The organism is Qipengyuania zhejiangensis (assembly GCF_035607565.1).
Classification (GTDB): domain Bacteria; phylum Pseudomonadota; class Alphaproteobacteria; order Sphingomonadales; family Sphingomonadaceae; genus Qipengyuania; species Qipengyuania zhejiangensis.
Window position 1 is genome coordinate 584,825 of sequence record NZ_JAYKGO010000001.1, and the last position, 15,073, is coordinate 599,897.

Genomic DNA, 15,073 nt, shown 5'->3' on the forward strand with positions numbered 1-15,073 from the left:
TTGCGTGGGGCCTAGGCTAGCCGCCTGAAGACAATATCCGTGGAGTCGCTTGCTGTCACATGGGCCGGGGGGTCCTGTGGGGAGGAGGACACAAGTGCGCCTTGAGTTGAAGTTGCTGGCCGGCGCTGCTGCGCTGGCCATGGCGGTGCCGCAGGGTGCCGCTGCGCAGAGCGCGCCCGTGCTGCTGCGCGATTCCTTTCCCATTGGAGAGGATGGCGGCCTGCTGTGCCAGGTGCAGGATCGCAGCATTTCCAATCCCGCGCGGCAATCGATCTTCGACCGCAGCTGGGCCGTCGTCTGCCGGGATTCGGCGCTGCCGGTTGCGACAATCTACGCGTTCCATTCCGATTCCGGCGATGCGCTTGCGCGGATCGCGCCCCTGCGCCGCGAAGACGTCGATTGCGAAGGGGCAGGCAGCAGCGCCCTTGCATCGGTTGAAGGCGTACGGACTGCGTGCCGCGTGACCGGAACGTCGCTGGGCTGGTCGCTGATCGACATCCGCAGCGGATCCATGCGCTACGTTGCGGAGGGATTTTCCGCCTATGACGATGCCACCGTTCTCGCGCTGCGCTCGGTCCTGGACAACGCGATTGCCAGCGGGCGGATAGATGTCGCCAGTACGCAGGCCAGCGATCCCTTCGCCTTTGCCCGCGTGCAGGCCCAGACACTGGAACCCAAGCAGGCGCTGGCCGAAGGTTACCGCCGCAATCTGGGCGGCGACTACGCGGAAGCGGCCGCCTACTTCGAAGCGTTGCAGGATCGGTTGCAGGGCAGCGGGGCACAAGGCATCAATCCCGGAGAATTCGCGATCAACCGCGCCCTCCAGCTGAGCAATCTGGGCGAATTTGCGGCCGCCTCCCGCCTGTTTGCCGAGGGCGCGCCGCAGACCAGCGGCGAACCGGTGGCTGAACGGCTGCAGCGCAATTTCGAGGCGATCAATCTGCTCAACCAGGCGATGCCGCTGCGCGCGGTGGAGCGGCTGGACCAGCCGCTCAGCGCAGGCGCGATGGATTTCAGCGAAGAGGCCATGCAGCTGGAGATCAGCCTGCCGCTCGCGGAACGGATGAACGGCAGCGGTGACGGCCTGTTCGGTTTTGTCGACGATCTGACCCTGAGCGCGCGCGAACGGGCCGAAATCATCGACGCGCAGGCGCTCCAGCTGCGCGGGACCGCGCTCCGCCTCGAAGGACGGTACGATGAAGCACGCGGCGCCCTGCTCGATTCCTATGCGCGCGCCATCGCGGTCCGCGACGGGCGCGTAACCTCGATCACGCGGCTGCGGGCACAGACGCTGGCGGAGCTTGCGGTGATTGCCGAAGCACAGGGCAAGATGGGGGACGCCGAAGGGTATCTGCGCAACGCGCTGACCTTATTGGAACTGCGCTATCCCCAGCGCCGCGCCGTCAGCGCGACGCGGGCCCGGCTGGCGGCCTTTCTGCTGCGCCAAGACCGCCGCGACGAGGCATTGGGACTGTATCGCGAGGTTATCGATTCCGCGGTGGGGCAGTCCAACCCGGTCACCGGGTTCGCAAACCAGCTGTCCCCTTATTTTCGCGAGCTGGCCGGCAGCGTGGAACAGGACCCCGCGATTGCGGAGGATATCTTCAAGGCGATGCAGGTTCTGGTACGACCGGGCGTGGCCGAAACGCAGGCGATCCTCTCGCGCGAGCTTTCAGCAGGAGACGACGAGGCAGCGCGGCTGTTCCGCCAGTCGACCGACCTTGCGCGCGATATCGAACGCAGCCGGTTCCGCCTGCAATCGCTGCTCGCCGCCGATGTGGCGCCGGGCGATCCGCGCCGGGTCGAATTGTCGGCTACGATCGATCAGCTTGAGCAAGCGCAGCTGCGGACACAGGCGCAGCTCAACGACTATCCCCAATACCGCGTGGTCGCGCCGCGATCGCTCTCGCTGGCCGATTTCCGGCAAAGCCTGAAGCCGGGCGAGGCCTATGCCCGCATCGCGCTGGTCGGGCGGGACCTGTTCATGTTCTGGACCGACCGCGACAGCGCCAAGGCCTGGCGGCTCGACATGCGGGAGGACGACCTCGACTTCCAGGTCGATATGCTGCGCGCATCGATTTCGATCGACGAAGGCGGGCAGCTGGTAACCTACCCCTACGAAATCGGCATTGCCCGCGATCTGTACCGCGCCCTGTTCGAACCGGTGGCCGACCGGATGGCCGCGACCGACCACCTGGTGTTCGAACCCGATTCCGCCATGCTGCGCCTTCCGGTCGATATCCTCGTGGCGGACGACCGATCGGTGGCGGATTACACGACGCGGGTGGAAGCCGGCGGCGATCCCTACGATTTCACCGGCGTTGCCTGGCTTGGCCGCGCAACCCGCGTCAGCACCGCGGTTTCGGCGCAGGCTTTCGTCGATGCGCGGACAACGCCGCGTTCGGCCGCAGCGCGCGAATATCTGGGGATGGGGCAGAACCAGCCGGTCGGCGATCAACGCCCGGCACAGCCGCGTGCGATCCTGGCGAGCGGCAACGACCGCTGCGGCTGGTCGACCGCGCAGTGGAACAGGCCGATCGACGATGCCGAATTGCTGGCCGCCAGCGCGTTGATCGGGGAAGGGCAGTCGCAGGTCATCACCGGTGCCGCCTTCACCGACGACGCGTTGATGGCAAAGACGGATCTGGACCAGTTCCGCGTGCTGCACTTTGCCACCCACGGCCTCGTCACGCCGCCCGATCCCGCCTGCCCGGCGAAGCCCGCGCTGCTTACATCCTTCGGGGACGAAGGTTCGGACGGGCTGCTTTCGTTTGACGAGATTTTCGACCTCGACCTCGACGCCGATATCATCATCCTTTCCGCCTGCGACACGGCGGGCGAAGCCAGCATCGAAGCCACCCGCGCCGCCGGGGTGGGCAGCGGTGGGGGAACCGCGCTCGACGGGCTGGTTCGCAGTTTCATCGGGGCTGGTGGACGTGCCGTGCTGGCGAGCCATTGGCCCGTGCCGGACGATTTCAACGCCACCACCCGCCTGATCAACGAAATGTTCCGCCTGGGCCGCACACAGGACATCGGCGTCGCGCTGCGCGGATCGCAGGCGAAGCTGATGGACGAAGCGGACACTTCGCATCCCTATTACTGGGGCGGATTCGCCATCGTCGGGGATGCGGCCCGCCCCCTCCTGACCGACGGCAGCGCGCGCGACGCACGCAAGGAAGGACCAAGTCTTGGCCAGTAAGATGTTCGTGATTGCCGCCCTGATGGGCGGCATGGTTCCGGCTTCCGCTCTGGCGCAGAACGTGGCGCCTCCCACGCGCGAGGAAGTGCTGCGCGAGCGACTGGACGACCGCCTGACCACGGCGGGCGAAGGCGTGAACATCGAAGCCGATCTTGCCCGCGCGCCGTGCCCGCTGGCCGATCCGCGATACGCCGATGTCCGCTTCACCCTGTCGGGTGCAACTTTCGCCGGGGCCGAGCTGATCGAGCCGGGCCTGCTCGAAAACAGCTGGCGCGGGCTCGTGGGGCAGGAACTGGCGATTGCCAGCGTGTGCGACATTCGTGACCGGGCGAGCGATTTGCTGCGCGATGCAGGGTATATCGCCTCGGTTCAGGTGCCGCCGCAAAGGATCGAAGACGGGATCGTCCGCCTCGATGTGATCGTTGCGCGGATGACGGGCCTGGTGGTGCGGGGCGATCCCGGACCTTCGGGCACCATGTTGCAGCGGTATTTCGAAGGTTTGCGCGCGGCGCCTGCCTTCCGCCGCGACGATGCGGAACGCACACTGATGCTGGCGCGCGACATTCCGGGGATGGACGTGCGCCTGTCGCTGGCCCGCGATGTCGGTCCGCAGGCACGGCCGGGCGATCTGATCGGCATTGTCGATGTCATTGCCGACCGGTTTCAGGCCGACATGTCGATCCAGAATTACAGTTCGAGCGAAAGCGGCCCGTTCGGCGGATTGCTGCGCGCGCAGGTGAACGGGATTACCGGTCTTGCCGATCTGACCGAACTGTCGATCTATTCCAGCCAGGACCCGGACGAACAGGTGGTGCTCCAGGGGCGGCACGAATTCGGCATCGGCAGCGATGGCCTGCGCCTTGGCGTCAACGCCGTTCACGCCTGGACGCGGCCCGATGTGCCGGGACCGAACGTGTTCGAATCCACGACGTTCATCGGTACGCTGTACGCCGCCTATCCGATTGTCCGCCGCCAGACGGAAAACCTGTTCGTGACGCTGGGTTTCGACTGGATCGACCAGCAGATCGATTTCACTGGCCTGGACCTGTCGGAAGACAGCCTTCGCGTGCCTTTCGTGCGGGTGGAAACATCCTCCATCGACCGGCCGAGCGCCGAAGGGCGCGGCGGCTACACCATTGCCGAGCCACGGCTGGCCACATGGGGCGCATTGGAAATGCGCCACGGGGTTGGTGGGTTCGGCGCAAGCGACGATTGCGGGCCAGCGCTCCTCGATTGCGCCGCGCCGGGGATCATCCCGCTTTCGCGCCTCGACGCCGATCCTTCGGGGCTGGTGTTGCGGGCCGAGGGGCGGATCGATTTTCGTCCTTCGCCCTTGTGGATGGTTTCGTTTGCCCCGCGGGTCCAGTATTCGCCCGATGCCCTGCTGCCTTACGAGCAGTATTCCGGCGGCAACTTCACGGTGGGACGCGGTTACGATCCGGGAGAAATGATCGGCGACAGCGGCGTCGGCGCACGCACGGAACTGGCTTATGGCTCGCTCCAGCCGCAAACGCCGGGCGGCGTTGCCTGGCAGGGTTTCGGCTTCTGGGACACCGCAGCGGCCTGGGTGAACAACGCCGGCGGCGATCCCTTCACGATCAATTCTGTCGGTGGCGGGGTACGGTTCAATATTGCGCGCCGCGCCTTCCTCGAAGTCGCCGGTGCCGTCCCGCTGGAACGCGCGCCGCTCGAACTCCGGCGTGACGATGTGCGTCTGCTCGTCAATCTGTCGGTCAATCTGGGATCATGAAAATGAACGCCTGTCCCGCCGCATCCGCCGCCACACCCGCCGCACATCATACGCGTCGGGGCCGATGGCTTTCGCAGGGTTCCGGGGTGGCGCTGGCGCTTGGCCTTGCGCTGGGCGGCGGGGCCGATGCCGCCGCGCAGACCATGCCGGGCGGTGCGGGAAGCGTCACGACCCGTATGCCCGCGATGGAGGACATGGCGGTTCGCGGAGTGCAGCGCACAGGCACCGCTCCGCGCGCTTCGGCCACAGCCGTGCCGACGGGCGCGGTGCGCGCCGCATCGCCGCCGCCCACCATCGCGCCGCGCGAAAGTGCGACACAGGCGGTGCAGGGCACCCCAACCTTGCCCGGCAGCGCGACTTTCGGCCCGCGAACGGCCGATACGGATGTCATCAACATCGATGCCGGCAGCGCCGTCATAAACTGGACGACGCTCGACACGCGAACGATCGACCAGACCAGCGATTACGTGAATTTCCTGCCATCGGGCACCACGCTGACGTTCAACGGTCCGGACTTCGAATTCACCGTTCTGAACCGCATTTTCCCAACCGCAAACGCATCGGGCCAGTATCGCGGTGTGGCGTTGGATGGCCGGGTGGAAAGCTTTCTCGCCGATGGATCGATCGGCGGGAACATATGGTTCTACAGCCCGGGCGGTCTGCTGATCGGTAACAACGCCCGCTTCAGCGTGGGCGGCCTGATGCTGACCAGCAGCGATGTCACGGGCATCACGGCGGGACGCATCGACTTCGAAGGCGCGAGCGACGATTTCTCGTCGGTCTATATCGATGCCGGGGCGATCATCGACCTGCCCCAGGATAACAGCTATTTCGCCGTGGTTGCCCCCACGATCGAGCAGCACGGCACTGTTCGGGTCAACGGCAGCACGACCTATTTCCTGACCGATGCCGGTTCGATCCTGCTGGACGGGATCGGGGGGCTTGTCGCGCAGGTGCTCGACACCGATTTCAACCCTGACACCCGCGAAGGTTTCGCAGCCGAGGGCAATTACCTGGTCCACACCGGATCGACCGGCGGTGCTGCCTCGATACAGGTTCAGGACGTGAACGGGACGGTGTTGAATGCCGATCCCCATGTGATCGAATTCTTCGCCCCCAACAGCCCGCTTTCGCTCGGACTGTCGGGTTCGATCGGATACGATGCGGCAACCGCTGTTTCCACCGGCGACAATGGAGCCATCGTCCTCGAAGCCGCTTTCGGCGGAACCGCCACGTTCGGTGACACCTCGATCACGTCCGACCTGCTGGTCAACGCCGCGAACGCCAACATCGTTCTGGCGGCCGGCGATGCGTTTTCCGTCGGAAGCGACGGGCGCGGTGCCTATGATCTCACCCTTTCAACATTGCTCGGTTCGATCGAAGTCGCGGCAGGCGGCGCGTTTGCCATCGCAGGCGATCTCGATCTGGTTCAGATCGCGCCCAGCCGCGAAGACGACAAGACGATTTCGATCACGGTCGAAGGCGCAACCGCCACGGCGGCAGGCGGCAGTTTTTCGGTCGGCGGCAATCTCACGGTCGACAATTCCGCTGGCGCGGACACGGTCGGCGGCACCTACAGCGAATTCGACACCGACGGCATCGCGCAAGCTGGCGACATCTCGATTTCGATCGGGTCGGGGGCCATTTTCTCAGTCACGGGCGATCTGGTGTTCGACGCATCGGCCACCGCGGGTCTGCTTGAATCTTCGGCTGCCGGTTCGATCGGCGGGAACGTATCGATTGCCAGCGAGGGCAGCTTTTCCGCAGGTTCGCTGACCATCCTGAGCAACGCCAATGCCGCGACCGGCTTCATCGATATCGGCGGCCTGGGCACTTCGGGCACGGTTGCGCTGGCGATGAACGGGCAATCCAGTTTCGGTTCGGTCCTGATCGACGCAGGCGCCGCGGCCAGCGGCAGTCAGTTCAGCCCCGGGGCCCCGCTCGACGCAACGGCGCAGCAAACCACGATCGATATCGCTTCGGGCTCGCACAGCTGGGGTGCGCTGACAGTGAATGGCGCTGCGACGGGCGGCAGCGGGGCTGCGGGCGAAACCGGTGGGACCGGACAGGGCGGGAATTTTTCGCTCACCGTGCGCAGCGGCGCGTCGCTTACCCTTACGGCGCTGGATGTCGACGGCAGTGGAACGGGCGGCACCAGCGGTTCGGGTGCGTCGGGCGGCGAAGGCCGTGGCGGTGCGCTCGAGGTGGTTGTCGAACAGGATGCGGTTCTCGATGTGACCGACCTCACGCTCGTGGCCGACGGCATAGGCGGTGCAGGCATCGATGCCGATTTCGGGACCTCGGCGGGCATCGGCGGGCTGGGCAGCGGCGGCAGCGCCGAACTGCGGGCAGGCACCACCATCCAGAACCTTGCAACGCTGGTGCTGACCGCAACCGGGACCGGGGCGCCGGGCGGCGCGGGCTATAACGGTTCGGGTGTTTACGATGGCAATGCGGGCGGCGACGGCGTGGGCGGATCGGTCCGCGTGGTCACCAGCAACGCTGGCACTACCTTGCAGGGCCTCAGCCTCCTCACCCTCGACGTTACCGGAACCGGCGGGGACGGTGCGGCGGGGATCTACGGTTTCAGTGGTGCTTCGGATGGTTTTGCCGGCGGCGACGGAACCGGCGGTTCGCTTGCGCTCGAAGCGCTTGCCGGATCGCTCATCGAACTGCCGGTTGGTGTGTATGGTCTTTATGCCGATGGCGTGGGCGGAAGTGGCGGCGCCGGGGGATATTCCTACGCTTCGCCGGGATCGGCTGGCGGCGATGGGGGAACGGGCAATGGCGGATCGCTCAGCCTGCTTGCCCAGGGTGGCACGATATCGGGCGGCGATATCGACCTGACCGCAACGGGCACCGGCGGCGCCGGTGGATCGGGCGGGTATTACGGCGCATATTCGGGGGCGGGTACCTTCGGACCGAGCGGGATAAACGGTGGCGGCAACGGCGGCACGGTCTCGATCTCCGCGCTGGAAGGCAGCCCGGGGGTAATTTCTCTCGACAACGTGACTATCGACGCCAGCGGCTTTGCCGGGGGCGGGGATATTACCGTGCCGACGTCGGGTGGGTCGATCACGATCACCGATGCTTCGACCGACGTGGCCGGACTGATCTCGATGGCATCGCTGACCGCGGTTTCCAGCGGCGGCACAGGCATTCCGGGCGATTTCACCATGTCGGGTGACAGCGGATCGATCAGCGTTGCGGGCGCGGTCGACATCGATGTGGCGGGCGATATCCGGTTCATCTTCGGGAACACCGGGCAATTGGTGGCCGGTGGCACCACAACACTGGCGGCAGGCGGGTCCATCGGGATCAGCCACGAAGCCAACGCAGTGCCGACACTCTCGATCGATACCGCAGGGGATTTCATCGCCGCTGCTGGCGGCGATTTTACGATCGGAACGGGTGCCATCGTCAACAGCGGTGGAAACGCCATCGTGCGCGCCGAAGGGCTGATCGATGTGGACGACATCCGCGGGGTGCCCGTCGTGGCGCTTTCGGCAGGCGGCGATGTGACAGTCAACAATGCCGCCGCGTCCGGTAGTCCAACGTCCATAATCCTGTCCGACGGGCTGGGCTTCGTCACTTCCGGCGTGTTCATCACCGCAGGCAGCGACGGGGGCGCAACCCCGATTTACGATCCTTCGGCCAACGCCGCAATCAACGGCACGGTCACATCCTCGGGCCAGGTTTTCGTCACGGCAGGCGGAAACGTCACGTTCGCCGGCGGCAGCAACACACGGTCGGACAACGGCCTGTTCGTGCAGACCGGCGACGATATCGTTATCGCTTCGGGAGCGGTGCTCGAAAGCGGGATCAATCCCGTCGATCCGCCCAACACGCTCGACCCGTTCAACGAACTCAACAACATGCGCCTGTTGGCAGGGGCGATTACCGCGCTGTCGGCGGCACCGCTTACGCCGCTGTCGTCGGTGGTGACGGCTGGTACGCTTGCGACCAACGGCCACGGGCTGGTGATAACCGGCAACGCCATCGACGGGCGCGGCGGCACGATCGATGCAGGGTCGATCCGCGCCGACATCAACGATGCACCACCCCTGGCCGCTATCCAGGGCGACGATGCGGGCGTGCTGGCGGGGCCGTGCCTCGAAGGCGTTGTCTGCCTTGGCACGATCAGCGCGACGAACCGCGTGGAAATCGGTCAGCAAAGCAATAACGACGTGATCGCGCTGATTATCGAAGGCGGCGACGTTGCAGCCGATTTCGTGTTCATCACCACCCGCGAGGATATCGCCTTCGGGACCGGCGGGGTCCCGTCGAGCCTGGGCGCGGCCACGGCGTTCCGGGCCGAAAGCCTGACCGGCGACATCAGCCTGTCCGATACGACGATCACTTCGGACCAGATCGTGATCAGCGCGGCGGGAAGCCTGCTGGGCAACGGTTCGCTCATATCTTCGAACACCATTGAAATCGACGTGGGGCAGGACCTCAACGCGGCGCTGATCGACAGTGCGGGCCAGCTCTCCAATGTTCTGATCGACGGTGAATTGCCCGGCGCGGTTTATTCCGTTCCCGGCTCGATCAATGTCGGTTCCCTGGTGCAGGCGGCGCCGGTTGCCGCCAGTTTCACCGCGGGCGGCGACATTTCCTTCGGTTCCATCATGACGCCCGGACAGGCCATCGTGCTGGTGGCCAACAACGGTTCGGTGTTCCTCGGAACGACCACGCAGGCCGGTGCGGGTTCCATCGACATCACCGGGCAAACCGTTGATTTTACAGATCTTGCGGCGGCGGGCGATATCACGATCCTGGCCACTACCGGTGCGCTGATCGGCAACACGCTGACCGCTGGTGGGGCAATCGACCTTGCGGGCGCCAGCATCGCGGTTGGCGATCTCGCGGCTGGTACGACGATCGATGCAAGCGCCAGCGCGGGCGACCTCTCGGTTGGCAATTTCGTTGCCGGAAATGGGTCGGCCGCATTCTCTTCAGCCGGTGCCATGACGCTTGGCAATGGCAACACCGCGTTGCTCGGATCGTCGATTTCGGCCGATGCGGGGACAGGGTTCAGCGCCGGTGCGCTGGGCACCAATCGGGGCGACATTCTCATCGCGTCGGGCGGCGGAATTATTCTCGGCAGCGCGACCACGGGTATCAACGATCCGGCGAATGCGCCTGTCGCGGGCACGATTGCCCTGCTGGCCGGCGGCGATATCGCGGCCGCCACCGCGGCGGGCAGCAGCCTGACCGCTGGCGAGGATATTGCCTTGTCCGCCAGTGGTGCAGCCAATGTCGGCACGCTGATTGCCGGTGACGATATCGACATTGCGGCCGCCAGCGTGACGCTGGGCGATGCGACCACGCTGGGCACCGGGATCGACCTGTTCTCGGTCAGCTTCGGGTCCGGTGTAATCTCCTTCGCCGCCGAAGTTCTGGCTGGCAGTGCCTTCCACGTGGCTGCGACGGGTCCGGTCAATGTGACGGGGAATGTGATTTCGGCCGGTGATTACAGCGTTTCGGGCGCTTCGATTGCGCTGGGCGGCGGCACGCACGCCGCGGCTGGCGCCCTCGATATGCTGGCAAATGCCGGCGATATCACGGGGGCTGCCGGCCTCGTGGTCCAGTCGAACAGCGATGGGTCCGGCGCAGAGGAAATGTCGCTCGTTTCGGATACTGGAACCATCAGCCTTGCGGGATCGACCTTGCTCGGCGGCACGGCAGCGGACCTGTCCGCCGTATCCGTACAGACCGCGTCATCGCTGGTGCTTGGCGACGTGACGGCCGCAAGCCTTGCATCGCCCGGCAGCACCATATTGGCGATCACCGGTCCGGCGACGCTGGGCAATTTGGTGATCGGCAATGGATTTGCAGGCGTCACCACCGGCGGATCGTTGACCGTCGGTTCCGTGACGACGGGTGCACCGGGCGCAGCAATCAACCTCTACGCATCGGGCGGGACGAGCGATGTCGCGGCGGGCGATCTGTTGACCAGCGGCGGCGATATCCTCGTCTCCGCAGGCCGCGATATTGCGCTTGGTTCGGCGGCCACCGGAACGGGTGCACCGGCATCGGGCACGATAGCGCTGCTCGCGGGACGCGACATCACGGCGAACGGCGACCTTTTCTCGGGCGAGGACACGGCGTTGCGCGCGCTGGGCGATGTAACGCTGGCGAACGTGGTGGCGGGCGATGATGTGGTGGTGCAGGCAGACGGCGCCATCACCCTTGTTTCGGCAACAGCCACCGGCACCGGGATCGACCTGTTCTCCGCCGCGTTCGATCCCGCCAATGCAGGCACCCCATCGTCGATCGGCTTCGCTGCGGAGCAGGCAGGCCTGGCCGGTGCGAACATATTGCTCGACAGCGGGACCGACATCACCGCCAGCGGGACGCTCGATGCAGCAGGCGACATCACGATTTCCGCAGCAGGCACGCCAGCGATCGCCAACGCGATCAGCGGCGGAGATACCTCGGTCACCGGGGCGGCAGTGGTGTTCGGCAACGCTGCGGTCGGCGGCGATCTGGTGCTGACCGCCACCGCCGGGGACATCGACGCGGCCGAAACCGTCAATGTCGGCGGCGGGATCACCCTTTCCGCGACAGGCGATGTGGGCTTCGGCACCCTTGCCGCGCAGGGGGGCAATTTCCTGGTGCAGGCGGGCGGTTCGATTGCCTTCGTATCTGCCAGTGCCAGCGGAAATATCGATTTCACGGCCGCAAACGCCATCGTCGGCACCGGCGGTGCGGCAGCAGGGGCAAACGCGGCCTTTGCGGCAGGGCAGGGGGGCGTGACTCTCGCCGTGCTCGATGCGGCAACCGCTTCGCTGCTGGCAACGGGCGGGGCCATCAGCGTGAACGCGGCCAGCGTTTCCAGTCTGCTTCAGGCCAATGCCGACGATATCTTCATCCGCGCACCCGGAACGCTCACCCTGCAGGCGACTTCACTGGGTGCGATCGATGTCGCTGCGGTCGGCGATCTCGCCGTTCTTGGGGCCAATGGCGGCGGCGACGTGCTGCTGGCGAGCGACACCGGAACGCTGTCCATAATCGCGCCCACCTCTGCCGCAGGCCCGGTGGTTACCGGCACCAACATCGCCCTGACGGCGGGCCAGGACATTGCGGTTGGCGGCGCGGTTGCCGCCGACGATGCGCTGGCGATGACAGCAGGCGGGCTCATAGCGCTCGACGCGGCGGCGACGGGCATCGCGATCCAGACGACGAGCGCGGACATGGCGATCGGTGCCTCCGGCAGCCTTGGCGACGCCGGACAGACGCTCGACATCGTGATTGCCAGCAACGGTGCAGGTCCGATGACGTTGGGCGGAACCGGCAACGCTGCGGGATTTGCCCTGTCTGCCGACGAGATTTTGCGCGTTTTCGGCAATGGAAACCTCACCTTTGACGCGGCTGCGCCTGCCAGCGGCACCGGCCCGGCGCTGGTGGTGGAAGATATGGTCATCGCCACAAGCGGTGGGCAGACACCCGGCCAGATCGGCTTGGGCGCAACGCTTTCCCTGCTGTCCGCAGGGGATGCAGCCGTCAGGGGCGCGCTTTCCGTGCTAGGGGCGGACGATGCCACCAGCCTTGTCATCGAGGCGGCCGGGGCGCTGCGGATCGATAGCCGGACGGGCAACATCCTGATCGCCGACGCCAGCGAACAGGCGACGGGTTCGGTCTTCATCACCGCGACCGATCTGTTCGCGATGACCGACGAGGCTTTGGCTGATATCGACGGCATGACCCTGACGCAGATCAACCAGCGCCTCGCCCAGAACGACGGTGTCGACCGGCCGGACGGGGTCATCCAGGCGGGTGGCCTGCTGATCGACACGATTGCCAGCCGGGTCTTCATCCAGAACACTGCACCGGGCACGGATTTCGACCAGCGCCGCGGCCTTGTCGTAGGGTCGCTGGTGCTCACCGACAGCGCCGGTACCCAGCAGCCTATCGTGATCAACGGCGTTGTCGGCCAGGCCCTGGGTGTGGACGCGATTGCCGCGACGCAGATCGATTCCACGTTCGCCCCGGGTTCGACGATCAACGGGTGCCTGATCGCCAACCCGGCGGGCTGCGCATTGGGCAACCCCACCCGGGTCATTCCGGAAGAAGTCCAGTCGCTGGTCGAAAAGGAAATCCTCGGTGACCCGGCGAATGGCGCGGGCAGCCTTTCGTCATCCATGGTGATCGACAAGGTGGAGCAGGAGGAATACCTGAACGACCCGCTTATCGATGAACCAGTTACCGGCGCCGGCAACGAGGATCTGTGGACCGTCGAACCCGACTGCGACGATCCCCAGTACAGCGGCCCGGACTGCCCGGTGCCCGAGCAATAGGACACGCAATGCACGCCTGCAGTCTTGACCGGCGCGCGGGTGTGCCTATTGCCGCAAACCGATGACACAGACGCCGCTCAAGCTGTTCAATTCGCTGACCCGCACGCTGGAAACCTTCACCCCCGTCCACGAGGGCGAGGCGCGGGTCTACACCTGCGGGCCGACCGTCTATAACTATCCCCACATCGGCAACATGCGCGCCTATGTCTTTGCGGATGTTCTGGGCCGGACGCTGAGCTGGAAGGGGTACTCTCTCACCCACATCATCAACATCACCGATGTCGGACACCTGACCGACGATGGCGATGCAGGCGAAGACAAGATGGAAAAGATGGCGGCCGCCAGGGCGCAGTCCATCTGGGATATCGCAAGGCATTACACCCAGGCGTACTGGGCCGATGTCGAAGCGCTGAATATCCGCCAGCCGGCCAAATGGTCGATTGCGACCGATTACATCGACGACATGATCGCCTGGGCCGAGAAGATCGCGCCCGAGCATTGCTACGAACTGGACAGCGGCCTGTATTTCGATGTCTCGACCGTGAAGGATTACGGCCGCCTCGCCCGCGCGGTGACCGAGGACGGCGAAGGCCGCATCGAGACTGTCGAAGGCAAGCGCAACGCCGCCGATTTCGCGATCTGGCGGAAGACACCCGCTGGCGAAAGCCGCCAGATGGAATGGGACAGCCCGTGGGGCCGGGGCGCGCCCGGTTGGCACCTGGAATGTTCGGTCATGGGGGAAAAGCTGCTCGGCTTTCCGTTCGATATTCATACGGGCGGTATCGACCACCGCGAAATCCACCATCCCAACGAAATCGCCCAGAACCAGGCCTTCTGCGGTTGCGGCGGCCTGGACGTCGCGGCGAATTCGGGCGCCCGCATCTGGATGCACAACAACTTCCTGGTCGAACGCAGCGGCAAGATGAGCAAGAGCGCAGGCGAATTCCTGCGCCTGCAGCTGCTGATCGACAAGGGATACCACCCGCTTGCCTACCGGATGATGTGCCTTCAGGCGCATTATCGCAGCGAACTAGAATTTTCGTGGGACGGTCTGGGCGCTGCGCTGACCCGGCTCAAACGTATCGTGATGGTGGTCGAACGCCTCCGGGACGCCAGCCCCGCCGATCCCGCGCATCCCAAGTTCGCCCCGATGCGCGACAAGTTCGATGCGGCCATGTCGGACGATCTCAACACCGCTGCCGCCCTGGTGGCGCTTGAAGAAGCCCTGGCGGTCAAGAAGGTGGACGACGGCGTCAAACGGTCCGTGATCGAGGATATGGACCGTGTCCTGGGCCTTGGCCTGTTCGATCTGACGCGCGCGGCCTTGCGTATCCGCCCCAAGGATGCCGCGATCACCGAAGCCGAGATCGAGGCCGATTTGCTCCGCCGCAAGGAAGCGCGCGTGGCCAAGGATTTCGCCGCATCCGACGCGATCCGGGAAAGCCTTGCGGCGCGGGGCGTGGAAGTTATGGATGGCGATCCGCTCGGATGGGAATGGAAGCTCTGATATGGCCGACCCGCAGACCTTGTTATGGCAACATCTCAAAGATTCGCCGCGGGGTCTGGAATTCATCCGCGGTTTCGATGCCGGCGGTTTCGAACTGCCCTTCTTTTGCTCCGACGCGCATCTGGCGGTCGAGATCGAGGATGACCCCTTCAGGAACGCCAAGGATGCCGCGCGCGAAGCCTGGCTTGAAGAACACCGGGTCGATGTGATGCAGATCCCCTCGTCGCATGTTCTGCGCAACGCGTCCGAAGTGGCCGACGCAATCCTGTCCATCGCTGGCCCACGCAAGGAACGGTTTGCGAAACAGGCCTGAACCG

At 65.4% G+C, this 15,073-nt stretch carries 5 protein-coding genes; all 5 read left to right on the forward strand.

The genetic code is table 11. The features are described 5' to 3' along the window. Positions 1-94: 94 nt before the first annotated feature. The 5 genes from VR863_RS02795 to VR863_RS02815 all read left to right on the forward strand — a co-directional run bounded on the left by VR863_RS02795 (position 95) and on the right by VR863_RS02815 (position 15,069). Positions 95-3,199: a CHAT domain-containing protein gene (locus VR863_RS02795; RefSeq protein WP_324826907.1), complete on the forward strand. Its 3,105-nt coding sequence runs from the start codon at positions 95-97 to the stop codon at positions 3,197-3,199. Continuing rightward, positions 3,189-4,949 (forward strand): ShlB/FhaC/HecB family hemolysin secretion/activation protein, encoded by a 1,761-nt coding sequence (locus VR863_RS02800; protein WP_324826908.1) that lies wholly within the window; start codon positions 3,189-3,191, stop codon positions 4,947-4,949. The genes VR863_RS02795 and VR863_RS02800 overlap by 11 nt, the downstream gene beginning before the upstream one ends. Positions 4,950-4,951: 2 nt before the next feature. Beyond that, positions 4,952-13,249, forward strand: coding sequence for a beta strand repeat-containing protein (locus VR863_RS02805; RefSeq protein ID WP_324826909.1), 8,298 nt, complete (start codon positions 4,952-4,954; stop codon positions 13,247-13,249). 61 nt (positions 13,250-13,310) lie between these two features. Beyond that, complete coding sequence (cysS, locus tag VR863_RS02810; RefSeq protein WP_324826910.1) at positions 13,311-14,756, forward strand: cysteine--tRNA ligase; 1,446 nt, start codon at positions 13,311-13,313, stop codon at positions 14,754-14,756. A gap of 1 nt (position 14,757) precedes the next feature. Next, on the forward strand, positions 14,758-15,069 hold the full coding sequence (locus VR863_RS02815) for an endonuclease domain-containing protein (protein WP_324826911.1): 312 nt from the start codon (positions 14,758-14,760) through the stop codon (positions 15,067-15,069). Positions 15,070-15,073 lie beyond the last annotated feature (4 nt).